Annotated in this window: 22 protein-coding genes, 1 tRNA gene and 1 riboswitch; of the genes, 12 read left to right on the top strand and 11 right to left on the bottom strand. The window is 62.6% G+C overall.

All coding sequences use genetic code 11. From position 1 onward, the window contains the following. Positions 1-78: 78 nt before the first annotated feature. Positions 79-693, top strand: a complete 615-nt coding sequence (locus SJ05684_RS00635) for a CDP-alcohol phosphatidyltransferase family protein (protein WP_034853941.1) — start codon at positions 79-81, stop codon at positions 691-693. Positions 694-731: 38 nt separating this feature from the next. On the opposite strand, the gene SJ05684_RS00640 is transcribed toward SJ05684_RS00635, so the two are convergent. Next, positions 732-1,916 (bottom strand): O-succinylhomoserine sulfhydrylase, encoded by a 1,185-nt coding sequence (locus SJ05684_RS00640; RefSeq protein WP_034853943.1) that lies wholly within the window; start codon positions 1,914-1,916, stop codon positions 732-734. Between the two features lie 42 nt (positions 1,917-1,958). Further along, a riboswitch (SAM riboswitch) is annotated at positions 1,959-2,037 on the bottom strand. A 75-nt stretch (positions 2,038-2,112) separates the two neighbouring features. Between SJ05684_RS00640 and SJ05684_RS00645 the strand changes: the two genes are divergently transcribed. The 3 genes from SJ05684_RS00645 to SJ05684_RS00655 all read left to right on the top strand — a co-directional run bounded on the left by SJ05684_RS00645 (position 2,113) and on the right by SJ05684_RS00655 (position 4,221). Beyond that, positions 2,113-3,210, top strand: coding sequence for a 2'-deoxycytidine 5'-triphosphate deaminase (locus tag SJ05684_RS00645; protein WP_034853945.1), 1,098 nt, complete (start codon positions 2,113-2,115; stop codon positions 3,208-3,210). Between the two features lie 49 nt (positions 3,211-3,259). After that, positions 3,260-3,334, top strand: a tRNA-Gly gene (locus tag SJ05684_RS00650). 59 nt (positions 3,335-3,393) lie between these two features. Continuing rightward, positions 3,394-4,221 (top strand): transporter substrate-binding domain-containing protein, encoded by an 828-nt coding sequence (locus SJ05684_RS00655; protein WP_083846107.1) that lies wholly within the window; start codon positions 3,394-3,396, stop codon positions 4,219-4,221. Between the two features lie 44 nt (positions 4,222-4,265). Here SJ05684_RS00655 and SJ05684_RS00660 read toward each other — a convergent pair whose 3' ends face one another. From SJ05684_RS00660 to SJ05684_RS00695, 8 genes are all read right to left on the bottom strand, one after another. After that, the gene (locus SJ05684_RS00660) at positions 4,266-5,078 is read right to left on the bottom strand and encodes a sterol desaturase family protein (protein WP_034853978.1); all 813 of its coding nucleotides are present in this window, start codon (positions 5,076-5,078) and stop codon (positions 4,266-4,268) included. 189 nt (positions 5,079-5,267) lie between these two features. After that, the gene (locus SJ05684_RS00665) at positions 5,268-5,678 is read right to left on the bottom strand and encodes a tellurite resistance TerB family protein (RefSeq protein WP_034853947.1); all 411 of its coding nucleotides are present in this window, start codon (positions 5,676-5,678) and stop codon (positions 5,268-5,270) included. A 27-nt stretch (positions 5,679-5,705) separates the two neighbouring features. Next, on the bottom strand, positions 5,706-6,509 hold the full coding sequence (locus SJ05684_RS00670; protein ID WP_050979969.1) for a thermonuclease family protein: 804 nt from the start codon (positions 6,507-6,509) through the stop codon (positions 5,706-5,708). Between the two features lie 13 nt (positions 6,510-6,522). Next, positions 6,523-7,170: a S24 family peptidase gene (locus tag SJ05684_RS00675; RefSeq protein WP_034853983.1), complete on the bottom strand. Its 648-nt coding sequence runs from the start codon at positions 7,168-7,170 to the stop codon at positions 6,523-6,525. A 341-nt stretch (positions 7,171-7,511) separates the two neighbouring features. Then, positions 7,512-8,039 carry a winged helix-turn-helix transcriptional regulator gene (locus SJ05684_RS00680; RefSeq protein WP_034853950.1) on the bottom strand — a complete coding sequence of 176 codons (528 nt, stop codon included), beginning with the start codon at positions 8,037-8,039 and terminating at the stop codon, positions 7,512-7,514. A gap of 370 nt (positions 8,040-8,409) precedes the next feature. Further along, positions 8,410-10,623 carry an FAD-dependent oxidoreductase gene (locus tag SJ05684_RS00685; RefSeq protein ID WP_034853952.1) on the bottom strand — a complete coding sequence of 738 codons (2,214 nt, stop codon included), beginning with the start codon at positions 10,621-10,623 and terminating at the stop codon, positions 8,410-8,412. A gap of 21 nt (positions 10,624-10,644) precedes the next feature. Continuing rightward, positions 10,645-11,853: an acetyl-CoA C-acetyltransferase gene (locus SJ05684_RS00690; RefSeq protein WP_034853954.1), complete on the bottom strand. Its 1,209-nt coding sequence runs from the start codon at positions 11,851-11,853 to the stop codon at positions 10,645-10,647. 108 nt (positions 11,854-11,961) lie between these two features. Further along, entirely contained in the window at positions 11,962-13,758 is a 1,797-nt protein-coding gene (locus SJ05684_RS00695) for an acyl-CoA dehydrogenase C-terminal domain-containing protein (protein WP_034853956.1), read from the bottom strand. A gap of 368 nt (positions 13,759-14,126) precedes the next feature. Between SJ05684_RS00695 and SJ05684_RS00700 the strand changes: the two genes are divergently transcribed. From SJ05684_RS00700 to SJ05684_RS00710, 3 genes are all read left to right on the top strand, one after another. Continuing rightward, a complete protein-coding gene (locus tag SJ05684_RS00700) occupies positions 14,127-17,780 on the top strand; it encodes a peptidoglycan-binding protein (protein ID WP_034853958.1) in 3,654 nt (1,217 codons plus the stop codon). 538 nt (positions 17,781-18,318) lie between these two features. After that, positions 18,319-19,245 (top strand): sulfite exporter TauE/SafE family protein, encoded by a 927-nt coding sequence (locus SJ05684_RS00705; RefSeq protein ID WP_095694180.1) that lies wholly within the window; start codon positions 18,319-18,321, stop codon positions 19,243-19,245. Next, positions 19,245-20,060, top strand: a complete 816-nt coding sequence (locus tag SJ05684_RS00710; protein WP_034859915.1) for a TIGR02186 family protein — start codon at positions 19,245-19,247, stop codon at positions 20,058-20,060. Before SJ05684_RS00705 ends, SJ05684_RS00710 begins: the two co-directional genes overlap by 1 nt. Before the next feature lie 81 nt (positions 20,061-20,141). On the opposite strand, the gene SJ05684_RS00715 is transcribed toward SJ05684_RS00710, so the two are convergent. Then, on the bottom strand, positions 20,142-21,068 hold the full coding sequence (locus SJ05684_RS00715; RefSeq protein WP_034859826.1) for a choline sulfate utilization transcriptional regulator: 927 nt from the start codon (positions 21,066-21,068) through the stop codon (positions 20,142-20,144). 100 nt (positions 21,069-21,168) lie between these two features. Here SJ05684_RS00715 and choX point away from each other — a divergent pair, with 100 nt between their 5' ends. From choX to SJ05684_RS00740, 5 genes are all read left to right on the top strand, one after another. Next, entirely contained in the window at positions 21,169-22,113 is a 945-nt protein-coding gene (choX, locus tag SJ05684_RS00720; RefSeq protein ID WP_034859828.1) for a choline ABC transporter substrate-binding protein, read from the top strand. Between the two features lie 116 nt (positions 22,114-22,229). Next, on the top strand, positions 22,230-23,741 hold the full coding sequence (gene betC / locus SJ05684_RS00725) for a choline-sulfatase (RefSeq protein WP_034859830.1): 1,512 nt from the start codon (positions 22,230-22,232) through the stop codon (positions 23,739-23,741). 55 nt (positions 23,742-23,796) lie between these two features. Beyond that, positions 23,797-24,723, top strand: a complete 927-nt coding sequence (locus SJ05684_RS00730) for a sulfite exporter TauE/SafE family protein (RefSeq protein ID WP_095694181.1) — start codon at positions 23,797-23,799, stop codon at positions 24,721-24,723. Then, positions 24,723-25,538 carry a TIGR02186 family protein gene (locus SJ05684_RS00735; protein WP_034859915.1) on the top strand — a complete coding sequence of 272 codons (816 nt, stop codon included), beginning with the start codon at positions 24,723-24,725 and terminating at the stop codon, positions 25,536-25,538. Before SJ05684_RS00730 ends, SJ05684_RS00735 begins: the two co-directional genes overlap by 1 nt. A 173-nt stretch (positions 25,539-25,711) precedes the next feature. Then, positions 25,712-25,948 (top strand): Lrp/AsnC ligand binding domain-containing protein, encoded by a 237-nt coding sequence (locus SJ05684_RS00740; protein WP_034859316.1) that lies wholly within the window; start codon positions 25,712-25,714, stop codon positions 25,946-25,948. A gap of 6 nt (positions 25,949-25,954) precedes the next feature. Here SJ05684_RS00740 and pdeM read toward each other — a convergent pair whose 3' ends face one another. Further along, positions 25,955-26,677: a ligase-associated DNA damage response endonuclease PdeM gene (gene pdeM / locus SJ05684_RS00745; RefSeq protein ID WP_095694182.1), complete on the bottom strand. Its 723-nt coding sequence runs from the start codon at positions 26,675-26,677 to the stop codon at positions 25,955-25,957. Positions 26,678-26,681 lie beyond the last annotated feature (4 nt).

Genomic DNA, 26,681 nt, shown 5'->3' on the forward strand with positions numbered 1-26,681 from the left:
CTATAGCAATAAGGTTTCGTGAAGAATAACGGCAAGATCGCCCGAGTCGTATACAATTTTCACTTGAAGGAGAGGGACATGCTCGACGGGGCTGTGCGCAGGCGGCTCGAACCAATACTGGATCGGATCGGCATGGCGCTGGCAAACCATGGCGTCGGCGCCGATATGGTGACCATTTCGGGCCTTCTGCTCGGCTTTGTGGCCGCCATCCTCATTGCCTTTGAATCCTATCTCTCCGGCGCGGCCTTCATCCTGTTCAGCCGGCTATGCGACGGGCTCGACGGTGCAGTCGCCCGCGCCAGCCGCAAGACCGATTTCGGGGGCTTTCTCGACATCGTCCTCGACTTCGCCTTCTACGGCGCGATCCCGCTCGCCTTCGTAATCGCGGACCCGTCAGCCAACGGCCTGGCTGGCGGCTTTCTGCTGTTTGCCTTCTATGTCAACGGCTCGACTTTCCTCGCCTTTGCCGTCATGGCGGAAAAGCGGGCGATGACGACAGAGGTGCGGGGCGCAAAGTCGCTTTATTTCACGACGGGGATTGCCGAGGCGACGGAGACGATCGTCTTCCTACTCGCCTGCTGTCTTTTTCCTTCCTGGTTCCCGGCTCTTGCCGCGCTCTTCGCCGCCGTCTGCCTTTACACCGCTTTGGCGCGGATCGTGCTGGCGCGCCTCGCTTTCCAAGGCAAACAATGAAAAGCCGCCCGCAAGAAACGCGGGCGGCTAAAACACTCTCAGGCTTTGACGCCCTTCAGCGCCTGCGCGAAATCCTCGATGAGGTCGTCGCCATCCTCGATGCCCGCCGAAAGGCGGACCGTGCCGGCGGAAATGCCGAGTTCGGCACGGGCTTCGTCGGAGAGGTTCTTGTGCGTCGTCGTGGCCGGATGCGTGATCAGGCTCTTGGCATCGCCGAGATTGTTGGAGATTCTCACGATCTCGAGCGCATTCTGCAGCGCGAAGGCCGCCTCTTTGCCGCCCTTGAGTTCGAAGGCCACAAGCGTCGAACCGCCGCTCATCTGCTTGGCGATGATGTCGGCCTGCGGATGATCCTTGCGGCCCGGATAGAGGACACGAGCGACCTGCGGCTGCTCGGCGAGGAAATCTGCGATGCGACGGGCATTATCCGTCTGCTGCCTTACACGCAGCGGCAGGGTTTCGATGCCCTTCAGCAGTGTCCAGGCATTGAAGGGCGACATGGCCGGACCGGTGTGGCGGAAATAATCGTGCAGGTTCTCGTCGATCCACGCCTTGCTGGAGAGCACCACGCCGCCAAGGCAGCGGCCCTGGCCGTCAATGTGCTTCGTCGCGGAATAGACGACGACATGGGCGCCGAGCTCCAACGGTTTCTGGAAGAGCGGCGTCGCGAAAACGTTGTCGACCACCAGCTTGGCGTCGATCTGCTCGGCGAGCCGGGCGACGCCGGCGATGTCGATGACTTCCAGCGTGGGATTGGTCGGGCTTTCGAGGAAGAAGACCTTGGTGTTCGGGCGGATCGCCTTTTCCCAATTGGCAAGATCGCGGCCGTCGACGAGCGTGCATTCGACGCCGTATTTCGGCGCCAGCGTCTCCACCACCCAGCGACAGGAGCCGAACAGCGCACGTGCGGCAACGATGTGGTCGCCGGCCTTCACCTGGCAGAGGATCGCCGCGGAAACCGCCGCCATGCCGGAGGCGGTGGCGCGCGCGTCCTCGGCGCCCTCGAGCATGCACATGCGCTTCTCGAACATGTCGTTGGTCGGGCTGCCGTAGCGCGCGTATATGAAACCGTCGGTCTCGCCCTTGAAGCGCGCTTCCGCGGCTTCCGAGTTCTCGTAGACGAAGCCTTGCGTCAGAAAGATCGCTTCGGAGGTCTCGCCGTGTTGGGAGCGGATGGTCCCGCCATGGACGAGTTGGGTTGCCGGGCGCCAGTTCTTGCTCATCGGACAATCACTTTCAAAAACAAAAAACCGGCCGCAAAACGGCCGGTTCGAAACCCGGCCTTTTTAGCTATTTGTTTAACGTGGCTGCAAGCCGACCGGCCAAATCACCACGGGATAAAGCTCCAATACTGCTTGGCTGTGCTTGCGTCAATTCCCGGAGTTTGGTTTTGTCTGGCAGGTTGACAAGAGGATCGCAATGGCCCGGGAAACAGGGATTTTGGCGGACCGCGCGATTGCCGCGCTGCATGCGTCGGGACGGTTGAAGAGCGAAAGGGCGCTGGATCATGACCAGATCCAGCCGGCCAGCCTGGATCTTCGCCTTGGTTCCAGGGCATTCCGGGTGCGTGCGAGTTTCATGCCGGGGCCGGCCCATCTGGTAGCCGACAAGCTCGATCGACTGAAGCTGCACGTCGTCGATCTCAGCGAAGGTGCGGTACTGGAAACGGGTTGCGTCTACATCGTGCCGCTGATGGAGAGCCTTGCACTTACGGAAAACATGTCGGCCTCGGCCAATCCGAAGAGCTCGACCGGACGGCTGGATATCTTTACCCGCGTCATCACCGACCGGGCACAGGAGTTCGACAAGATTCCGGCCGGCTATAGCGGCCCGCTCTATCTCGAAATCAGCCCGCGGACCTTCCCGATCGTCGTGCGGCGCGGCTCGCGGCTCTCGCAAATCCGCTTCCGTGTAGGGCAATCGGTGCTCTCCGAACAGGAGTTGCTGGCGCTGCACGAGAGCGATACGCTCGTTGCCAGCGAGCGGCCAAACATCACCGGCGGCGGCATCGCGCTTTCGATCGACCTCAAGGGCACCGGCCCGGATGGGCTGATCGGCTATCGCGGCAAGCACCACACCTCGGTCGTCGACGTCGACAAGAAAGCCCAACACCCGGTCTTCGACTTCTGGGAACCGCTCTATAGCCGCGGTCGTGACGATCTGATCCTCGATCCGGACGAATTCTACATCCTCGTCTCGCGCGAGGCAGTGCACGTGCCGCCGCTTTACGCTGCCGAGATGACGCCCTTCGATCCGCTCGTCGGCGAATTCCGCGTCCACTATGCCGGCTTTTTCGATCCTGGCTTCGGCCATGCCTCCGCGGGCGGCAGCGGCAGCCGCGCCGTGCTCGAGGTCCGCAGCCACGAGGTACCCTTCATTCTCGAACACGGGCAGATCGTCGGCCGCCTGATCTACGAGCACATGCTGGAGCGGCCCGACGGGCTTTACGGTCTCGATCTCGGGTCGAATTATCAGGCGCAGGGGCTCAAGCTCTCCAAGCATTTTCGCGCCGAGTGAGCATTGTGCTTGACAGATCGCGGCCATTGAGGAAATTTCCGCTTCTGACGCGGGTGTAGTTCAGTGGTAGAACGCCAGCTTCCCAAGCTTGATGTCGTCGGTTCGATCCCGATCACCCGCTCCATTTTTCCTGCCGGTGACCGTTTGAGCGTGGCAAATCGAATCCATGCCCTGTTTTGGGCGATGCTGGGTCTCCTGACCGTTTGCGCGTCGCTTGCGGCCGGTGGGGCGCTCGCCGAGTCGAAGGACCTCCCTCTGCTTTTCGACGCCCGCGAGCGCATCGCCAAACCCGACTTGAGCGCCTTGCCGCGTTTGCGCTTCCTCACCACCGTCGATTTCCCGCCCTTCAATTTTATCGACCAGTCCGGAAAGCTCTCGGGCTTCCATGTCGACCTCGCCCGCGAAATCTGCCGGGAGCTTGAAATCGAGCCGAAATGCCAGATCCAGGCGGTGACCTATGAGGAACTGGCGCCCGCGCTGGAAGAGGGGCGTGGCGAGGCGATCGCCGCCGGCGTAGCCGTCACGCCGGAGCTCAGGCAGCGTTTTGCCTTTTCCCGGGCCTTCATGCAATTGCCGGCGCGGTTCGCCCTCAACACCAAGGCGGCAAATGGCGTGGAAAGCCCGGCCGACCTCGCCGGCAAGCCTGTAGGCGTTGTCTCCGGCACGACGCACGAAGCCATGTTCAAGGCCTTCTTCCCTCGGCTCAGAGCCATGGCCTTTCCCGATCGGGAAGCAATGCTCTCTGCGCTGCGGGAGGGCAGGGTTGTGGCCGCCTTTTCAGACGGCATGCAACTCTCCTTCTGGGTTTCCGGCGGCGTGGCCGCAGGCTGCTGCGGTCTGATGGACGGCGCCTATTTTTCGCGCCGCTTCCTTGGCGAAGGGCTGACGATCGTCAACCGAAAGAGCGAGCCCGCCCTGACCCAGGCGATCGACCATGCCCTGCTGGCACTCTCGCGCAGCGGCAGGCTCGAGGAGATCTACCTGCGCTATTTTCCGAACGGGATCTATTGAGCGGCTGAATGCCCGAGCCTGCAGCAAAGAGACATGCAGCAGCACTACTTCCGTCGAAATGGCAGGATCAGCGACCAGACGAGCTTTGTCGGGTCGAGCCGCCCATAGGCCTTCAGGCCCGTTTCGATCGCGTCGTCACCGCTTGCAGGATGTGCGATATAGGTCGCGAACAGTCGGTCCCAGATGGAGAGATTGAAGCCATAGTTGGAATTGGTTTCGCCGCTCTCGACGGAATGGTGAATGCGGTGCATGTCCGGCGTGACGATAAGCCGCCGCAAGAGCCGGTCGGCCCTGCGTGACAGCCGCAGATTGGCGTGGTTGAACATTGCGCAGACGTTGAGAACGATCTCGAAGATCAGGACGGCGAGCGCCGGGGCGCCGAGCAGGATAATGACCAACCCCTTCCAGGCCATCGAGATCAGGATTTCCAGCGGATGGAAGCGAAGCGCCGTCGTGACGTCCACCCCGGGATCGCTGTGATGGACCCGGTGGGCGCGCCACAGCAGAGGAACTTTGTGGAATACTACGTGCTCCAGCCAGACGGCGAAGTCGAGCGCAACGAAGGCGATGATCCCGGCGAGAAACGGCGAAACGCCGAAGCCGGGTAGAACGCCGATCCCACGCGCTTCAGCCCAGATCGCGACGCCGACGGCGGCCGCCGGAAAGGCGATGCGCAATAGCATGGACGACGCAACGAGAATTGCCAGGTTCGTCGCCCAGCGACGGGCCTTGAGCATGCGCATCAGTTCCGGCCGCTCAAGCCGCGGATGCAAGAGCTCAAGGACTGCCAGCGCGGCAAAGGCGGCCGCAAAGGCGGCCAGCCGCCAAACCGGCTCCGCGACACCGAAGAATAGCAGCTCGTCTGTCATTCACCATCACCCCGGTCGCCGATAGGGCGCCGCGCCGCGTGCTGTCAACGGATGATGCACACAGCGCCGCGCGTCTTGTCAGACGCGCAATGTCACTGTGGCACTTTGAATAGCTGCATGTCCTGTTCTTAAATCGAGGTCGATGAAAGGAGATATGGGTAGCCGGTTCGCCAGCGGCTATTTGCGGAAGCGTGCGATAGCGCCGCGCTCGATCGCAGCACAGGTGAGCTTGTCCAGCTGGAACCGGTCACGCAGCAATTGCAGGAGGCGGATCTCCTCGTTGCGGATGCGCTGATCGGCGGCAGCGATCTCTACGGCAAGCGCATAGGCGGTATCGTATAGCCGTTGCGGCAGTGCCTCGCGCACCATCTCCAGCGTCACGTCGAGGCCCTCCGGGGCGGCAAGCTGGGTCGCGCACTCGCGGCCGATATGAATCAGTTCGTTCTCATCAAAGCCATCGAAGGCCGGCAGAAAGCGCACGAGCCCGCCTATACGCGCGAATTCGTCGTCGGTCATGTCGCGGTCGACGGCGGACATCATCACCATGACGTAGACAAGGGCTTCATGTTGGCTGAGCTTTGAGGGCATTGGGTCACTCCAAGGAAGTTGCAGCGGTTAGTTGGGAACTTCGCTTCCGGCTTGCAAGCCTCCTGCGTTCGATCCGCGATTGAGATCCCGCGGGTCCTCGCCGTAAAAGCCGCGTCTTGCTTTTCGGGCGGCGTTCGTTGCCGCCTCGAGCGAAGTGCCGGGCAGAGCAATGGCCCAGCCATTGGTCGCAAGCCATTCGGCAGCGTTCTGGCCACCGACGGTGCAGGTGGCGACGGTGGCGCCGTCCCGCTTCTCTTCCATGTGATCGCAGACGAGCGCGCGGCCCCTGAGGAAATTACGGAACGCCGTGCGCGCGATCATGCCGCAGGGCCAGGTCTCGCCACTTTCACCACAGACCTTTTCGGCGCTTTCCTGATCTATCTCCCTGAACTGAAGGGTCATGTCGCCGGATCGGACTAGTCCCGCGGCTAGCGCAACCGGGCGGTGAAGGACAATCGTCGCGGGCTTCTGGTCTATCTGCGGCCCGGAGAGTGGAGGGCGCGGTGCAACGCGTTCGAGCGGCCGCGCAAGGTCGTCTTCCGGAAGAGCGAAGAGACCGGGCTCGACGGATCGTACGGGCAGGCGGGCGCTCTTTACGGCTGCGCCCTGTCCGGGGGAGTCCTTTTCGGCAGCGGGCGGTGGGGGCGAGACGGGTATGCCCTGCACAGGGGCGGCCTTTTCCGTCGCAGCCAGATCCGGGACTTCAAGAACGAAATCAGGCGATACGGCGCTGTCGCGGTCGCGAATGGCGGCAACGCCGCCCATCAGGAGGCCGGCGAAGACTAGGATGGCGGCGAGGTTGCCGGCGATGGTGACGAGTTGCTGCCGCATTGGCAAGAATGTCCTACTGGCTGGCCCAGAGGATCCGGGCAATCCATTCGACGTCCTTCATCTCGAAACTGCGATTGGGATGTTCGGGGTTGAGCGATAGGAGGTCTATGCCGCGGGGCGTCAGTCGCGCCAGCACCTTGGCCATGACCTCGCCCGCCTGCGTCTTGACGACGACGCGGTCGCCACGCCGCACTTGCGCGCTCGGGTCGACGATCAGGATATCGCCGTCCCGGTAAAGCGGCAACATGCTGTCGCCCTGGACCTCGAGCGCATAGACGCCCGCCCGGTTCTCCTCGGCGACGGGAAAGTCGATCTGGTCCCAGCCTTGCCCGGCCGGAAAGCCGCCGTCATCGAAATAGCCGCCCGCGCCGGCCTGGGCAAAGCCGAGCAGCGGAATTCCCGGTGTACGCCCTGGGAACATAGCCCCACTCCCGGGCTGCAGGAGTGCCATGAACTGCTCGACCGTCGCGCCCGTTGCATCGAGGACTTTCGAGATCGATTCCGTCGAGGGCCAGCGATCGCGGCCGTCGGCGGACTTGCGCTTTGAGCGGTTGAAGGAGGTCGGATCGAGACCGGCCCTGCGCGCAAGCCCGGACGGCGAAAGCCGATGACGCTCTGCCAGCGCGTCGATCGCGCGCCAGATGCTGTCATGTGAGAGCATGTCGAATTCCATCCCTGAAGGTGGTCGACGCCGTCCCTTGCCGTTGCTCCAATGCAGGTCGCCCGTATGTGTGTAGCGTTCGCGGGGAGACGAAGTGCATAGAACTGATGCGCCTTTCGATCCGATCAGAGGTGACGCCTTACAGCGCACCGAGGATCCCTTCGGACGCACCGAGGGCGCTGTGGAAATCTACCCATCCGAAAATCAGGTCCAATTTCCTGGCCGATGCGCTAGACTATCCGAGCAGGGGAAGGTCGTAAAGAACGCAAAGGAAAATAGTCCTCGAGAAACTGCCGGCCTACAGCGCCGCGCGTCTGAAAAGAGGCGCAAAGCTCCATGCGCTATCCGCCGGTTTCGGCAGACTCCTGCTGCTTCGCCTTGCGGGCGACAACGTCCTCATAGGCCGACTGCAGGACCTGCCGAACCGAAATCGCCTCCGGCGACCTCACGGCCGTGCCGAGATGTTCGACCCTGAGTTCGTCCATGAAGCGCTGCCACAGCGCCGGCCCACCTTCCTCCATCAGTTGCGCGCGGATGCTGAGCTCTGCGCTCACTGGCAGGTAACGCCGGCCCCAGGCGCCGAGATGCGCCATGATCGGCACCAGCGCGATCGTCTTTTCCGTCAGGCTGTAGATTGCCTTCTGCTTATGGCTGGGGTCGTCGCTCTTCGTCAGCATGCCCATCTCCGTGAGCGTCCTCAGCCGGTCGGCGAGGATATTGGAGGAAATGCCTTCCTCGGAGCGCAACAGCTCGCGGAAATGCCGTTTGCCTCCGAAGATCATGTCGCGGATGATCAAGAGGCTCCACTTGTCGCCGAAGACTTCGAGCGAGAGGTTGATCGGGCATCCCGAGCGGTGGTCGTCAGTCATGTTGGCCTCCGGGCGAACGGCGCTGCCTACTGTTGCCCACGCCGCTCAGAACTGCTTGCAGTATTGCATCGGTTTGGAATCCCTGCAATGGCATTCGACCGGCTACAGACGCCGCGCGTCTTATAAGACGCTGAGGCGCCGCGTGTCTTTTCAGACGCGCGAAGGTCGCTGTAGCACTCTGCATTGCTGCATGTCTTTGCCCTTATCGCGAGTTCGATTCAAAGAGACATGCACTGTCCTAGCCGCCAGCCGAGATCAGACTACGGTTGCAAGCGCTTTGCCGCTAATCGATTTGATCCGGGTCGATCTTCATGCGGTGCAAAAAAAGGCCGCACCTGATGGGCGGCCCTTCGCTGTAGGGGGTGCGAAGCTAGGCCGCCCGCTGCGCCTCTCCATAGGGGTTGAAGCGGCCATAGAAGGTCTCGCCCTTTTCGGCCATCTCCTTCAAAAGCGGCGTCGGCTTGAAGTGGTGGCCGTAGTCCTTGGCGAGCTTGTCGCAGAGTTCGACGAAGGTTTTGACGCCCATCCCGTCAATGTAAGAGAGCGTGCCGCCGGTATAGGGCGCAAAACCGAAGCCGAGGATCGAGCCGACATCCGCCTCGCGCGGGTCGGTGACGATGCCTTCCTCCATGGTGCGGGCAGCCTCGAGCGCGATCGTTGCGAGGAAGCGCTGCTTCAGCACCTCAACATCGATCTTGGCGGCATCCTTCTGCGGATAGAGTTCCTTCAGGCCCGGCCAGAGATATTTCCTAGCCGGCCTTGCCGGATACTCGTAAAAGCCCTTGCCGTTCTTGCGGCCGCGACGATCCAGTTCGTCGACCATCTTGTCGATCAACGCCATGTGGCGCGGATCGACGGCTTTCTCGCCGAGATCGGCAACCGTTGCCTTCAGGATCTTCTGGCTGAGGTCAATCGCCACTTCGTCGTTGAGCGACAGCGGCCCGACGGGCATTCCGGCCATCTTGGCGGCGTTCTCGATCATCGCCGGCGGCACGCCCTCGATCAGCATGTCATAGGCTTCGTGGATATAGCGAAAGACGCAGCGGTTGACGTAGAAGCCGCGCGTGTCGTTGACGACGATCGGCGTCTTCTTGATCGCCGCGACATAGTCGAGAGCCGCGGCAAGCGCTCGGTCGCCGGTCTCCTTGCCGAGGATCACTTCCGTCAGCATCATTTTCTCGACCGGCGAGAAGAAATGGATACCGATAAACTGGTCGGGACGCTTGGAATTCTTGGCAAGGCCGGTGATCGGCAGCGTCGAGGTGTTCGATGCGAAGATCGTGTCCTCGGTGATCACCGCTTCCACTTTCTCGATTACATCCTTCTTCACCTGCCGGTCTTCGAAGACCGCCTCGATCACAAGGCTTGCATCCTTGAGATCGTCATAGTCGGCCGACGGCGTGATGCGCGAAAGCAGGGCCTCGCCCTCTTCCTTCGTCAGTCTGCCCTTGCCGATCGAATCCTTGACCAGCCCCTCCGAATGCGCCTTGCCCTTCCCAGCCGCCTCCATGTCGCGGTCGATGAGGGTGACGCGAATCCCGGCGGCGGCCGTCACGTAAGCGATCGATGCCCCCATGAAGCCGGCGCCTATGACGCCGACCTTCTTCAGCTCCGTCTTCGGCACGCCGTCCGGTCGGCGGGCGCCCTTGCCGAGCTCCTGCATCGAGATGAACAGCGAGCGGATCATCGAGAAGGCTTCGGTCGTCTGCAGGATCTGGGTGAAATAGCGCTGCTCGATCCTGAGGGCCGTATCGAAGGGAACCTGCAGCCCCTCGTAGACGCTCTTCAGGATGGCAATGGCGCCCGGATAATTGCCATAGGTCTCGCGGCGCAGGATGGCGGAGGCTGCGGGCCAGAGCTGCGCGGAAGCCGGCGTCCAGATGCCGCCGCCCGGCAGCTTGAAACCCTTTTCGTCCCAGGCCTGAACCGGCTTCAGGCCGTTCTTGATCATCGCCTTGGCGGCGTCGATCAGCTTATCCGGATCGACCACCTCGTGGACGAGACCCATGGCCTTGGCGCGTGCGGCCGTCAGCGACGAGCCGGTCGTCATCATCTGGAGCGCGTCCTGCGTGTTGGTCAGGCGCGGCACGCGCTGAGTGCCGCCGGCACCGGGAAAGATGCCGACCTTGACCTCGGGCAGCGCGATCTTCACCGACTTCGCATTCGAAGCGACGCGGCCGTGGCAGGCAAGCGACAGCTCGAAGGCACCGCCCATGCAGGTGCCGTTGATTGCCGAGACCCAGGGCCTGCCGGAGGTTTCGAGCTTGCGGAAGAGGCCGCTCAGGCGGCCGGCGAGATCGAACAGCTTTTGCGCCGCATTGGCCGGGTCCTTCGCCTTTTCTTCGGCCTGGAGCGCGAACATCGACTTGATCATCGTGAGGTCGGCACCGCCGGAGAAGGAGGATTTGCCGGAGGTGATGACGACACCCTTGACGGCCGGGTCGCCACTCGTCTGATCGACAATGGCGTCGAGCTCCGCCATCACCTCCTGAGTGAAGACGTTCATCGACCTCTCGGGCATGTCCCAGGTGACCAGCACGATGCCGTCGGCGTCGGTTTCGATCTTGAAGTTCGTGTAAGACATATTCTCTCTCCCGGGATCGGATCAGACGCGTTCGATGATCGTGGCGGTGCCCATGCCGGCGCCGATGCAGAGCGTCACTAGAGCGGTGTTGAGGTCGCGGCGCTCGAGTTCATCGAGCACGGTGCCGAGGATCATGGCGCCGGTAGCACCGAGCGGATGGCCCATGGCGATCGCACCACCATTGACGTTGATCTGGTCGTGGGGGATGTCGAAGGCCTGCATGAAGCGGAGCACGACGGCCGCAAAGGCCTCGTTGAGCTCGAAGAGATCGATGTCGGAGAGCTTCATGTCCGCGCGCTTCAGGAGCTTCTCGGTGACGTCCACCGGCCCGGTCAGCATCAGCGCCGGGTCGGAGCCGATATTGGCGAAGGCGCGGATCCGGGCGCGGGGTTTCAACCCCATGCATTCGCCGCCGGCCTTCGAGCCGAGCAGCACCGCCGCGGCGCCATCGACGATGCCGGAGGAGTTACCGGCGTGATGGACGTAATTGATCCGCTCGATTTCCGGATGCGCCTGGATCGCGACGGCCTCGAAGCCGCCCATCTCGCCGGGCATCTGGAAGGACGGATTGAGCGAGGCGAGCGCCTGCATGTCGGTCCCCGGTCGCATATGCTCGTCTCGGTCGAGAATAGTCAGGCCGTTCTGGTCCTTGACGGGGATGACCGAGTCCTTGAAGTAGCCGTTGTCCCAGGCATGCGCCGCGCGCTTCTGGCTCTCGACAGCGTAGGCGTCGACGTCATCACGGGAGAAGCCGAATTTGGTGGCGATCAGGTCGGCAGAGACACCCTGTGGCATGAAGTAGGCCGGCAGGTTGACGGAAGGATCCATGAACCAGGCGCCGCCGGACATGCCGAGCCCGACACGCGACATCGACTCGACGCCTCCGGCGATGACGATTTCGTCCGCCCCTTGCGCGATTTTTGCGCTGCCGAAATTGACCGCATCGAGACCGGAGGCGCAGAAGCGGGAAATCTGCATGCCGGGCGCCCGCGTCGAATAGCCGGCCTCGAAGGCAGCCGCCTTCGGGATCACCGCGCCTGCGTCCATGACCGGATCGACGCAGCCCATTATGATGTCGTCGACAGTCGCGGTATCGAGCCCGTTGCGGTCACGCACGGCCTCGAGCACCTTGGCCGCGAGGCGGACGGAGGGCACCTCATGTAGCGCACCGTCCTTCTTGCCGCGGCCGCGCGGCGTGCGCACGTGGTCGTAAACGAAGACTTTCGTCATCTCTTGATCTCCCTTTCGGCGGCACCCCGGGCGCCAGCATATGAACATTGGAGCGGGATGCGGGCGGAATACCGCGGCACAAGTCTCTCATCCAACCCCAGCTTGAAATCAGAATGCGGCGGCGTCCAGAGCCATCATCGTGTCGGCACCGGTTTCGATGCGGGCCTTACGAAGCGCCGTCTCCGGCATGATGCGTTCCATGAAGAAACGCGCCGTGATCAGCTTGTTCCTGAGATAATCGGCATTGCCGGCCCCTCCTGCCGCGAGTCTCTCCTCCGCGGTCTTCGCGATCTTCGCCCACATGTAGCCGAGCACGACGAGGCCGAAGAGGTGCATGTAGTCAGTCGAACCGGCGCCGGCATTTTCGGGCTTGGCCATCGCGTTCTGCATGAACCACATCGTGGCGGCCTGCAGGTCGTTCAGGCCTTTCTTGAGAGCCTTGGTGTAGGCGGAGAGCCTGTCGTCGCCACGGTTCTCCTCGCAGAAATCGCCTATTTCCTTGAACAGAGCCATAACGGCGCGGCCGCCATTCATCGCCAGCTTGCGGCCGACGAGGTCGAGTGCCTGGATACCGTTCGCGCCCTCGTAGATCATGGCGATGCGGGCGTCGCGCACATACTGGCTCATACCGTGCTCTTCGATATAGCCGTGGCCGCCAAAGACCTGCTGCGCCATGACCGCGTGATCGAAACCCTTGTCGGTCAGTACGCCCTTCAGGATCGGCGTCATCAGGCTGAGCAGGTCATCGGCCGTTTGCCGGTCCGCCTCTTTGTCGGAACGGTGGGCGATGTCGGATTGCAGCGCCGTCCAGAGGGTGAAGGCCCGGCCCGCCTCGTTGAAGGCCTTGATCGTCATCAGCGTGCGGCGAATGTCGGGATGGACGATGATCGGATCCGCCTTCTTGTCCGGCTCCTTGGCGCCGGAAAGCGACCGCCCCTGCAGGCGCTCGCGGGCATAGTTCGCGGCATTCTGGTAGGCGATCTCGGCGATCGCCAACCCCTGCATGCCGACGCCGAGGCGAGCCTCGTTCATCATCACGAACATGGCGTTGAGGCCCTTGTTTTCCGCACCGATCAAGTAACCGGTCGCCTCGTCGTAATTCATGACGCAGGTGGCGTTGCCGTGAATGCCCATTTTGTGTTCGATCGCACCGCAAGAGACGCTGTTGCGCTCGCCCGGCTCTCCATTCTCGGTGAGCTTGAACTTCGGCACGATGAAGAGCGAGATGCCTTTGACGCCTTCCGGGGCGCCTTCGATCCGTGCCAGCACGAGATGGATGATGTTCTCCGACATGTCGTGCTCGCCGGCGGAGATGAAGATCTTCTGCCCGGAAATCCGATAGCTTCCATCACCGTCCGGCACGGCCTTGGTGCGCAGGAGTCCGAGGTCGGTGCCGCAATGCGGCTCGGTGAGATTCATTGTTCCGGTCCAGGTGCCGTCCACCATTTTTGGCAGGTAGGCCTGCTTCTGTTCGTCAGAACCATGTGCCAGGATGGCGGCGATCGCGCCCTGCGTCAGGCCGGGATACATCATCAGCGCCATATTGGCCGAAGACATGTATTCGCCGACGGCCGTGTGCAGCGTATAGGGCAGGCCCTGTCCGCCGAACTCCTCCGGCACGGCCAGCCCGAGCCAGCCGGCCTCACGGTAGAGATCATAGGCCTCCTTGAACCCCTTCGGCACGGTGACCGATCCGTGCTCATGGCGTTTGCAGCCTTCCTCGTCGCCGGAGAGATTGACCGGGAAGAGCGCCTCCTCAGAAAGCTTCGCCGCTTCGCCGATGATCGCTGCAAGCATGTCGGGGCTCGCATCGGCGAATCCCGGCAGGTTGTGGTAGCGCTCGATCCCGAGCACGTCGTTGAGGATGAACAGGGTGTCTTCAACCGGAGCCTTGTAGATGGGCATTCTTTCCTCGCCTCGATATCCCCTCGGGCCGCGCCGCGCGGCTTGCCCGATTCCTGCTGCCCGTGCGGCAGCGTCGGAATGATGCTACAAAACTTTGACGTTTGCGTAAACGTCAAAAATTCCGCTATGAAAACTTTCGTGCAGCGCGCCTCGCGGACCTATGCTTCCTGATGAATCGTTAAAAATCGTACCGGTTAACGGCTTGTTTACCACGTTCACTGAATTGTGCGCTCTGAGATGGTCAAAGCTGCAACCGGTCCGATTCGCCCGTGTTGCGGCTTTGCCCGCATCGGCTGAACCGCTTCACGATGAGGGCATTCCCCTCCCATGGCGCTTCCGATGATGGTCGACGACAGAGGCGAGAGACAATGAACGGATCGCGATCCAATTCTCAGCGCATGGGCAACCCGTCCTATGGCGACAGGTCCTCGCTCGATGCCCTCAATCGCACCATCGAGGGGCTTGAGGCACGCATCGAAGGCCTGATGAGCAGCGTCAGCCGTGAGCCGCGTCAGCCGGAGAGGCCGCACGCACCGGCCAACAATCCGGTGTCCGAGATCCTCCAGCGCCAACGCGTACTTAGTGCCGGTCGCGAGCGCTCGCCATTGCGAGAGCATCTGGCCGCGCGCGAAGCAGAGCGTTCGGCTCCCGCCAGGCACCCGGAAGCGCGATTTCAGCCGCATTCGCCTGTGCCGGCACCGGCCCGAACCTCCGCGGCTAACGAGATCGCCGAGGCGCTCGTGGGTTTGCGGCAGGATCTGAAGCGCGAGATCAGCGACGGTCTTGTACGGGAGATGCATACGCTTCACTCCGAAATCCGCGGCATCAGGTCCGAGGTGGCACAGGACCGCGGCTTTGCCGCTGACGTCCGGTCCGACATGCAGCGCCTCGCCGAAAGCATCAACCAGCTCGGCCGGCTTGCACCCTCGGCCCAGGCGGACGCGTTGAGGGCCGAGTTTGACGACCTTCGCGCGACGCTTGACGGTTTGGCGCGCGAAGACAGCATGCGCCGCATGGAGAACCGCTGGAGCGGGGTCGAGGACCGGCTGAACGCCTTCGACCAGAACCGCGACGATGAACTCGTGGCGCTCGCCTATCGGCTCGACGAGATCAAGACGCAGATCACGTCGCTGAACAAGGGCCCCGCGATCGACGCCTTGGAGGATAAGCTGGTGGCGGTTGCCCAGGCGGTCGAGCAGCTCGGACGCCAGATGCAACCGGACGATCGCCGCCTGGCTTCGCAATTTGCCGAGCTCGATGCGCGGCTCGACGAAATCAGCCGGGCGATTGCAGTCAACGGCCGCAGTTCCGGCACGGACACGACCTTCGTCAATCGCCTCGAAAGCAGGCTCGGCGATCTCTCGCGTCAGATCGACAGTCTCTCCCGCCCCTACGATACCGGCCTCGGTTCCAGGATCGAGGCGCTGACGGCGCGCGTCGAGGATCTGGCCGGCGAGAGGGCGGCCGCCCGGCTCGAGGAGCGCCTCGACCACCTCTCAGCTGTTCTGGAGCGCGGCCAGCGCAGTGCCGATCCGGAGCTCACCGGTTATCTTGCCGAAATCTCGCGCAAGATAGAAGCGCTTGACCAGGGGAGCCTAAACGACGCGCTCGTCGAAAGGCTCGATTACCTCGCCCGCCGCATCGACGAACTGGATGCACAAGCCGAAGCGCCGATAAGCGATACCCGCTTCGACCGGCTCGAAGACCGACTTGCCGACATCGCGCAGCGCCTGGAGGAAACGCAGGCTGCTCCCTTCGACGATCGCGAAGCCCTGCGCAATCTCGAAGCGCAGATCAGCAATCTCTCTACGCTTGTGAGCCAGTCGCATGGGGAGCCCGGTCGGGCGGCGCCGGCGGAGTTCGAAAGCCGCATGAATGCGCTTGAAGACTATCTGGCCACCAGCGACGAATACATCATCGAAGCCGCTCGGCAGGCGGCTGAAGCGGTGATGGAGGCCTATTCCAAGAACGTCTCTTCGCAGGCGGCGACAGGATCCGACATGGCCGCAATCTCTGCGCTTGCCGAAGACCTGCGCGCGCTCGAGGAGCTCAGCCGTTCGAGCGACGACAGGACTGCACGTACCTTCGAAGCCCTGCATGACACGCTCGTCCACATCGCCGAAAAGCTGGAGCGCCTGGAAGAGGGGCGGCCGCAACAGGGGCACGCCGCACCGGCAATGCCGAAGGCCGCCCAACCCGAATTCGAAGGTCCGCTTACGGCTGCCGATCCCGACCATGGCCATGGCGAGGTGCAGCGCAACGTACGGGCGCTGGAGGCGGAGGATAAGGATTTCGTTGCGGAACCCGTTGCGGCCGAGGCCACGGCTTCGGTGGATATTTCGATCGTAGAGCGGGCCGAGCAACGGGTGGAGGCACAGCCCGCAAAGGCAGGTCTGCTGGCAGGCCTGACCCGGCGTTTTTCTTCCAGGCGCAACGCGGCGCCTCCGGCGCAGGCGCGCCGGCTCGTCGAGCCGACTCCGTCGATCGACCCCTCCGAAATGCTCGCCCCCGAGGAGGCCAATCTGCTTCTTGAGCCCGGCTCCGGAGCTCCGGATGTCAAAAAGATCCTCGAGCGGGTCCGGGCCGGTCAAATGGCGCGTGGCGGCCAGCAGGCGCCCGGTGGCGACAAGGCGGATTTCATCGCCGCTGCACGCCGTGCGGCACAACTTGCCGTCGAGGAGGCCGACACGCTGAACCGGGCCAAGGACAACAAGGCGCCCTCGGCGCTGCGTGGCGCATTGGTCCGCCATCGCCGCCCGATCCTCATGGCTGTCGGCGCCGTGCTGTTGGCGATCATGTCCTATCCGCTCGTCAGCACGGTGCTGAAGGGCAACGAGACACCGGGCGCCCAACCGACCGTCATGATCGAGCGGCAGGTTGAAGTTGAAGGCGCTCAGCAGAAAACCGTCAACACGGCAGAAGCCGTTCCCGCCGCAGCCTCCGAGAAGACCGCTGAAAAGCCGGCGCTCGAGGCGGGCGAGACACCGGCAGAGTCCGTGCAGGCCGCCTCCGCCACCGGGCAGGACGATGCTGCAAGTCCCGCCGCGGGTAGCGCGGGCGCTGCACCTCTGCTGCAGCCGCGGGTAGAGGCAATGGGTCCTGTTTCATCATTCGAACCCTCCCCGCAGGCCGTGGTTACCGCGCCCGAGCATGCTAAGGTGACCGACGTCGTTCTGCCGGATGGATTTGGTCCGCCTGCACTCGTGACGGCAGCCAAGGGCGGTGATCCGCTGGCCTTCTACGAGATCGGCGCACGCTTCACCGAGGGCCGAGGCGTGAAGGAGGATTTAACCGAGGCGGCCAAATGGTATCAGCGTGCGGCCGATGCAGGTGTCGTGCCGGCGGACTACAGGCTCGCCAATCTTTACGAAAAAGGGGCTGGCGTCGAGCGCGACACCGCCAAGGCAAAGGCGCTCTACCTGAAGGCTGCGGAAGCGGGCAATGCGAGTGCGATCCACAACCTCGCCGTCATGCTGGCGAGCGGACGCGACGGCGCTCCGGATTTCGTGGAGGCGGGTAAGTGGTTCGAGAAGGCCGCCAATTTCGGCGTCCGCGACAGCCAGTTCAATCTCGCAGTGCTCTATGCCCGCGGCAACGGCGTCGCCCAGAGTCTCGAGGAGTCCTACAAGTGGTTTGCCATCGCAGCCGGTGGCGGCGACAAGGACGCCGCCGAAAAGCGGGACGAGATCGCCAGGGCGATGAAGCCCGAAGAGCTTTCGAGCGCCAAGGCGAAGGCCGAAGCATGGAAGGCACAGCCGGTCGATGCCAAGGCCAATACGGTCGAGGTGCCGGACGCCTGGGTCGGGCCCTCAACCAAAACGGCATCGATCGACATGACCAAGGCTGTGCGCAACATCCAGGCCATCCTCAACAATAACGGCTTCGATGCCGGCCCGGCGGATGGGCAGATGGGCAAGAAGACGATCGCCGCGATCAAGGCCTTCCAGAAATCGATCGACCAGGAACCGACCGGGGAGATCACGGACGCGCTGGTGAGGGAGCTGTTGAAGCGCAATTCCTAGCATCGGCCCGAAGAACGCATCCGATTTTCGGAAAGCTCGGTGTGCAGATTCAAAGAGTTGCAGCGATCTTTGCGCGTCTGAAAAGACGCGCGGCGCTGTAACGTCCGGCATTACCAATTCCCGCAAAAGGCGTGTTTCCTGGCCGTGATAGCGCTTGCGCTTCGGGCTGGGTCGCCTTCTTCCCTTCGATGCGAGATACGCCCCAATAATGCCGCAGATCGGCGCGACAGGGCTATCAGCACGGAAGTTGCGCGCCATCTGCGTGCCATCGTGCCCGGCAAGGTTGACAGCTCCGGGCTCGGGGCGCATGAGGGGAGACGCAGTCTGCTATCCTCCGGAGGTGGGCCGTCTGCCGCTTACATCCCTGCTCGTGGTGAATCACCATCCGCTTCGACGCATCGCGCCGGGCCTTCTTTAAGGCGTGAGGCATGCGGAGAATTCAGGGTATGCACGATTCCTAAATCGTTTCCGGTTTAGGGGTTGTGAAGTTGCAATTGCCGCCCGCGCCGCCGGGCTGTTGAGACATCGAGGTTCGGCCGTGACGGTCTATCTGCCCATCGCAGAGTTGTCGGTGAATATCTTCGTCATTCTCGGCATGGGCGCGGCTGTCGGTTTTCTGTCCGGCATGTTCGGGGTTGGCGGCGGGTTCCTGATCACGCCGCTGCTGATCTTCTACAACATTCCGCCGGTGGTGGCAGTGGCGACCGGCGCCAACCAGGTGGTCGCCTCGTCGATCTCCGGCGCGATCACGCATTTCCGCCGCGGCACGATCGACGTCAAGCTCGGCACCGTGCTTCTCGGTGGCGGCCTTGTGGGGGCCACCGTCGGCGTCTGGCTGTTCTCGCTGCTGCGCCGCATGGGCCAGCTGGATCTGGTGATCTCGCTGCTCTATGTCGTGCTGCTCGGCTCGGTCGGCGGGTTGATGCTCTGGGAGAGCGTGGGCGCCATGCGCAAGGCCGCCAAGAACCTGCCGACCGCCCTGCGCCGGCCCGGACAGCATATCTGGATCCACGGCTTGCCGCTGAAGATGCGCTTCAAGAAGTCGAAGATCTATCTGAGCGTCATTCCGGTCGCCACGCTCGGCTTCTTCATCGGCATGCTGACCTCGATCATGGGCGTCGGCGGCGGCTTCATCATGGTGCCGGCGATGATCTATCTGTTGCGCATCCCGACCAATGTCGTCGTCGGCACTTCGCTGTTCCAGATCGTCTTCGTTTCCGCCTACACCGTCCTCGTCCAGGCGTCGACGAACTACACGGTCGACATCGTGCTCGCCTTCGTGCTGATGATCGCCGGCGTCATCGGGGCGCAATACGGCGTGCGCGTGGGCCAGCGGCTGCGCGGCGAACAGTTGCGGGCGCTGCTGGCGCTGCTCGTGCTCGCCGTCGGCATCCGTCTCGCCATCGATCTCGTCATTCCGCCGGAGGATGTCTATTCGGTCGTCTCAGCGGGGTTCGGCTACTGATGGTCGCATGCCTCCGCCTTCCCCTGACAGCCCTCGTTCTCGCCGTCGCCGCGCCGGCCGCGGCACAGGCGCCGGCGCGGCCCCTGGAGCGGCAGACCACGAACTTCAACGAGAAGCTGGAGATCGGCATCTCCACCGACGAGATCGCCATCACCTCCGACTTTCGCGGTGCGGACCTGACGATCTTCGGCGCAATCGACGGCTTCGATCCCAACCTTCTCGCCCAGGGCAAATACAACATCGTCGTCACGCTCGAGGGCCCGAAGGACAATGCGACGGTGCGCAAGAAGGAACGCGTCTTCGGCATCTGGGTCAACATGCAGTCGATGACCTTCGAGCTGGTTCCCGAGGCCTATTCGCTGTCGAGCACGCGCGACATCGGCACGATCGCGCCGCCGCGCGACATTGCCAATATGGGGATCGGCGTCGATCACATGCGCCTGGTGCCGCTCGGCTTCTTCGGCGACGGCAGCAACCTCGGCGAGTTCCGCAACGCCTTCCGGCGCCTGCGGGAGGAAACCGGCGTCTACCAGCGCGATCCGGGCGGCGTGCAGTTCATCAGTTCGAGCCTGTTCAAGGCCTCGGTGCGGCTGCCGGCCAACGTGCCGAACGGCATTCACGTCGTGCGTGGCTATCTGTTCCGGGATGGGCTGTTCGTCGCCGCCAAGGCGCTGTCGCTGCGGGTCGTCAAGACCGGTCTCGAACAGGCGATCACCCGGGCCGCACATGACCAGCCCGTCGCCTACGGCCTCTTCGCCGTGGCGCTGGCGGTCATCACCGGTTGGGGCGCAAGCCTGCTCTTCCGCAAGGATTAGGGCATTTTGCGTATTTTGATTCTCAGCGCTCCTACAGCGCCGCGTCTTATCGGACGCGCAAGGCACGTTGAAGGGGTCGGTCTAAGGAGACATGCAGTGAAGCCCGACTGCAGCTTTCGCCTCGCTCACTAACCAGTTGCCGAGGCGGCTGACAGGTTGGCTCGCTCGCTCAGGCTGGATCAGACAGTAGCCGCGCTCGCGGACCTCGAGAGTGGGGCCGACGGGCACCAGAAGGCCCGAGGAAATGTGTTCATCCACGAGGCCCTTCCACCCGATCGCGATGCCTTGGCCGCCGACCGCGGCCTGCACGACGAGCGAATAGGTGTTGAAGCTGAGATCGACATGTCCCGACTGTACAGCTCTGACCGCCTTGAAATGCGATAAATAGGTGCGCCATTCGAACCAGGGCGAGGGTGCGGAACTGTCGAGATGGATCAGGGTCGATCTTGCAAGCGACGAGACATCTCCGAATGGGCCGTGATGTTCGGCGAAAGCGGGGGTACACACGGGCATGACCGCTTCCGGCAAGAGCAAGATGACATCGTCGCCGAAGTCGCGCTGCGCGCCGAAGGCGACTGCGATATCGTTTTCTCTCAACAGCTCCCGCTCAAGTCTTTGCGTTGCAACGATCTGGATGTCCAGCTCCGGATACAGCAGCCGGAAACTATGCATTCGAGGCATCAGCCAGAGCGAAGCAAACGCGTAATCCGTCAGCAAGCGGATCGTCGATCTTTCCTGGTCGGCGCGAAAAACGCGAACGGCGTCGTCGATTTCGTCGATCGCCCGTTTCGCAATATCGTAAAGCCTCTGGCCCGCGGACGTGAGTTCGACGCCCCGGTGCACGCGGGCCAGCAGATCCACGCCGATCTGATCCTCTATCCGTCGAATTTGATAGCTGATCGCCGGCTGCGAAATTTTCAGGGCAGCCGCAGCGGATGTCAGGTTGCCACGCTTTGCCACCTCCACAAACAGCCGCAGCCAGCCGAGATCCACCAGTCGTTGTCTCATAGAAAAACCTTATGGGAAAGATCAAGAAAACCCGACTTCACAGGGATTTAGAATAGCGGCAGGAATACGGAAATCAAATAGTTCAGGGAGTAACACGAACATGAATTCAGTTTGCGCCCGCTTCGCGATCGGGCTGTTTCTGTCGCTTGCCGGTATGGCGCCACTCCACGCTGCAGAGCACGAGGCCTGCAAGGTGATCCGCATGTCCGACCCGGGCTGGACGGACATCACTGCAACGAATGCCGTCGCGAGCGTCCTGCTCGAGGCACTGGGCTATGAGCCTGACATCAAAACGCTCTCCGTGCCTATCGGCTACGAGTCGATGAAGAACGGGGATATCGACGTCTTCCTCGGCAACTGGATGCCGGCCCAGAGCGCCTTCGTCGAGGACCTGAAGAAGGCTGACGCCGTCGAGATCGTCAACCGCAATCTTGAGGGAGCCAAGTTCACACTGGCTGTACCTTCCTATGTCGCGGAACGCGGCATCAAGGACTTCTCCGATCTCCAAAAGTATGGTGAAGAGTTCGAGCGCCTGATCTATGGTATCGAGGCGGGCGCGCCGGCCAATGCCAGCATCGAAAAAATGATCGAGGCTAACGATTTCGGCCTCGGTGATTGGCAGCTGGTAGCCTCCAGCGAACAGGGGATGCTTTCCCAGGTGGATCGAGCGGCAGCGAAGAAAGGGTACATCGTCTTTCTCGCCTGGGCGCCGCATCCCATGAACAACCGTTTTGATATCACCTATCTGTCCGGTGGCGACGTCTATTTCGGGCCCAATTACGGTGGCGCGGAGGTCTACACGCTTGCACGGACCGGTTGGCCGAAGATGTGCCCCAACGGTGCCACCCTGTTCAAGAATCTGACCTTTGACATAGCAATGGAAAACATGCTGATGGGCAAGATCCTGGAAGGCGAGGAACCGAAGGAAGCCGCAGCAGCTTGGCTCAACGAAAATCCGCAATCGCTCGAAAAGTGGCTCGCGGGCGTTACGACCTTCGACGGCGGTCCTGGATTGGCCAGCGTCAAGGCATCTCTCGGACTCTAAGCGGACTTGCGTGGCTTCGCGCGCACCATCTGCTTGGTGTTTTGTTTTGTCGCAGGTTTTGTCGGAAAGCCGTCGGACGCCGTTCCGAAACCTGCTTAGACTGAAGGAAGAATCCAATGACGCGGCCAAACATCCTGATCCTTATGGTCGACCAGTTCAACGGAACTCTGTTTCCTGATGGTCCCGCCGATTTTCTGCATGCGCCTCATCTCAAGGCCTTGGCAGAGCGGTCGGTTCGCTTTGCCAGTGCCTACACTGCCAGTCCGCTTTGCGCTCCGGCGCGGGCATCCTTCATGTCCGGTCAGCTCCCAAGCCGCACGCGCGTCTACGACAACGCGGCCGAATTTGCCTCGGACATACCGACCTATGCGCACCACCTCAGAGCCGCAGGATATCAGACTTGCCTCTCGGGAAAGATGCACTTCGTCGGGCCAGATCAACTGCATGGTTTTGAAGAACGGCTGACGACGGATATCTATCCGGCGGATTTCGGCTGGACGCCGGACTACCGCAAACCGGGGGAGCGCATCGACTGGTGGTATCACAATCTCGGTTCCGTCACCGGTGCCGGGGTTGCCGAGATCACCAATCAGATGGAATACGACGACGAAGTGGCCTACAACGCAACCCGCAAGCTCTACGACCTTGCGCGCGGAAATGACGATCGACCGTGGAGCCTGACGGTCAGCTTCACGCATCCGCACGATCCCTATGTGGCTCGCAAGCGCTTCTGGGATCTCTACCAGGATTGTGCTGCGCTTGACCCGAAGATCGGGCCCATTCCCTTTGAGCAGCAGGATCCGCATTCCCAGCGCCTATTGGAGGCTTGCGACCACCGGTCATTCGACATTTCGGCGGATGACGTACGGCGCGCACGGCGCGGATATTTCGCCAGCATCTCCTACGTGGACGAGAAAATCGGCGAGATTCTCGACGTGCTCGAGCGCACCGGCATGGCCGAGAATACCGCCATACTTTTCGTCTCCGACCATGGCGACATGCTGGGAGAACGTGGCCTCTGGTTCAAGATGAGCTTCTTCGAAGGCTCGGCGCGCGTGCCGCTGATGATATCGGCGCCTGGCTGGAAGCCCGGCAGGCTAGATGCTCCGGTGTCGACGCTCGACGTGACGCCTACGGTCGCCTCCATCGCCGGCTTGGACATCACCTCGATCCTCCCTTGGACCGATGGCGAGGATCTCGCGCCGGTGGTGCGTGGTGAGACCGACCGGGGTCCCGTGCCGATGGAATACGCGGCAGAAGGGTCGGTGGCGCCGCTCGTCGGACTGCGATCGGGAGCATACAAATTGACGCTCTGCGACAAGGACCCGCCGCTGCTGTTCGACGTCAGCTCAGATCCTGATGAATTGACGGACCTTGCGCAGGACGCGGATCACAGGGAAGCCCTTACCAGCTTGCTGGCCGAAGCAAATAGGCGTTGGAGCCTCGCTGCCTTTGACGCCGCAGTGCGTGAAAGCCAAGCCCGTCGCTGGGTGGTGTATCCGGCGCTCAGGAACGGCTCCTATTACCCATGGGATTTCCAGCCGTTGCAGAAGGCCTCCGAGCGATACATGCGCAACCATATGGATCTCAACGTGCTTGAGGAAAAGCAGCGGTACCCTCGGGATTGAGGCGGACGCGATGCTCGTCCCATAGAGATCATTCCACGTCATCGGGATCCCGCCAGTGAACGTCTATCTGCCCATCGCAGAGTTGTCGGTGAATATCTTCGTCATTCTCGGCATGGGCGCGGCTGTCGGTTTTCTGTCCGGCATGTTCGGGGTTGGCGGCGGGTTCCTGATCACGCCGCTGCTGATCTTCTACAACATTCCGCCGGTGGTGGCAGTGGCGACCGGCGCCAACCAGGTGGTCGCCTCGTCGATCTCCGGCGCGATCACGCATTTCCGCCGCGGCACGATCGACGTCAAGCTCGGCACCGTGCTTCTCGGTGGCGGCCTTGTGGGGGCCACCGTCGGCGTCTGGCTGTTCTCGCTGCTGCGCCGCATGGGCCAGCTGGATCTGGTGATCTCGCTGCTCTATGTCGTGCTGCTCGGCTCGGTCGGCGGGTTGATGCTCTGGGAGAGCGTGGGCGCCATGCGCAAGGCCGCCAAGAACCTGCCGACCGCCCTGCGCCGGCCCGGACAGCATATCTGGATCCACGGCTTGCCGCTGAAGATGCGCTTCAAGAAGTCGAAGATCTATCTGAGCGTCATTCCGGTCGCCACGCTCGGCTTCTTCATCGGCATGCTGACCTCGATCATGGGCGTCGGCGGCGGCTTCATCATGGTGCCGGCGATGATCTATCTGTTGCGCATCCCGACCAATGTCGTCGTCGGCACTTCGCTGTTCCAGATCGTCTTCGTTTCCGCCTACACCGTCCTCGTCCAGGCGTCGACGAACTACACGGTCGACATCGTGCTCGCCTTCGTGCTGATGATCGCCGGCGTCATCGGGGCGCAATACGGCGTGCGCGTGGGCCAGCGGCTGCGCGGCGAACAGTTGCGGGCGCTGCTGGCGCTGCTCGTGCTCGCCGTCGGCATCCGTCTCGCCATCGATCTCGTCATTCCGCCGGAGGATGTCTATTCGGTCGTCTCAGCGGGGTTCGGCTACTGATGGTCGCATGCCTCCGCCTTCCCCTGACAGCCCTCGTTCTCGCCGTCGCCGCGCCGGCCGCGGCACAGGCGCCGGCGCGGCCCCTGGAGCGGCAGACCACGAACTTCAACGAGAAGCTGGAGATCGGCATCTCCACCGACGAGATCGCCATCACCTCCGACTTTCGCGGTGCGGACCTGACGATCTTCGGCGCAATCGACGGCTTCGATCCCAACCTTCTCGCCCAGGGCAAATACAACATCGTCGTCACGCTCGAGGGCCCGAAGGACAATGCGACGGTGCGCAAGAAGGAACGCGTCTTCGGCATCTGGGTCAACATGCAGTCGATGACCTTCGAGCTGGTTCCCGAGGCCTATTCGCTGTCGAGCACGCGCGACATCGGCACGATCGCGCCGCCGCGCGACATTGCCAATATGGGGATCGGCGTCGATCACATGCGCCTGGTGCCGCTCGGCTTCTTCGGCGACGGCAGCAACCTCGGCGAGTTCCGCAACGCCTTCCGGCGCCTGCGGGAGGAAACCGGCGTCTACCAGCGCGATCCGGGCGGCGTGCAGTTCATCAGTTCGAGCCTGTTCAAGGCCTCGGTGCGGCTGCCGGCCAACGTGCCGAACGGCATTCACGTCGTGCGTGGCTATCTGTTCCGGGATGGGCTGTTCGTCGCCGCCAAGGCGCTGTCGCTGCGGGTCGTCAAGACCGGTCTCGAACAGGCGATCACCCGGGCCGCACATGACCAGCCCGTCGCCTACGGCCTCTTCGCCGTGGCGCTGGCGGTCATCACCGGTTGGGGCGCAAGCCTGCTCTTCCGCAAGGATTAGCTTGGCGCCTCATCCGGCTGGCCGGTAGCGCCGCGGCGAAGAGGCCGGCATTTCCTTTTGCCCTGTTGCGGTTTATGGAAGCGCGCGACAGTATCGAGCGACAACCTGACCGATCGAAGAGGCGGGAGAAGCGCCATGCAGCCGCGCCCGCGCCCGGAAAGCAGAGGAACCCCATGAAGCCGATTTTCGTGCAATTGCAATGCGCCCCCGGCAAGACCTACGAAGTGGCAGACGAGATCTACCGCAAGGAAATCGTCTCGGAGATGTATTCGACCAGCGGCGATTATGACCTGCTTCTGAAGATCTATGTCGAGGAGGGCCAGGACGTCGGCAAGTTCATCAACGACAATATCGCCAGCGTTCCGGGCATCTCCCGTTCGTTGACGACGCTCACCTTCAACGCGTTCTGAGAGCCTTTATCCGAGTAGGTTTGCGAAGCGGACCGAGTAGATCCGGTCGCGCCCCATCATGTGGGCGACAAGGTGCTGGCGGTCGAATATTCCGTTCATGGCGCGGTGCCTGAGGTCCAGTGCGCCGGTGGTGACGCCGAAGGCAGGCATGAGCAGCCGTTTGCCGTCCGTCGCAAAACAGGCCCGGCGAACCGATCTCTCCCGGCGCCGGACGGTGGCCGAGGGATGCAGGTGGCCGGCGATCTCGCCGACGCCGTCCACCCTTGACGGCTCGTGCCGGAAGACGAGCCCCGCATGGCGGAGCTCGTCCATCGAGGCGCCGGGCAGTCCGTGTGCGCCATCGGGGTCGTGATTGCCATTGATCCAGATCCACTCGCGGCCTTGCGCCATTGAGCAGATCACCTGGCGAAAGTTCTCCGGCATTGCCGCCGATCCGGTGCGATCATGGAAGTTGTCGCCGAGGCTGATCACGGTCGCTGGATCGTGGCGGGCAATGACCGCCTCGAGGATACGCAGCGTCGCGATCGTGTCATAGGGCGGCAGCATCATGCCGCGGCGGGCGAAGGCGGAGCCTTTTTCCAGGTGAAGGTCGGAGACGACCAGGGTTCGGCTCTCGGGCAGATAGAGGCCCCCCAGCGCATCGCAGATGGCGGCGACGCCGTTGATCGTCGTGCGTGCCTGGAAAAAGGCGTTCGCCGGGGCCGATGCCGCATGGACGAGCCGATGCATTCCT

Origin of the sequence: Sinorhizobium sojae CCBAU 05684 (assembly GCF_002288525.1) — a bacterium.
Classification (GTDB): Bacteria; Pseudomonadota; Alphaproteobacteria; order Rhizobiales; family Rhizobiaceae; genus Sinorhizobium; species Sinorhizobium sojae.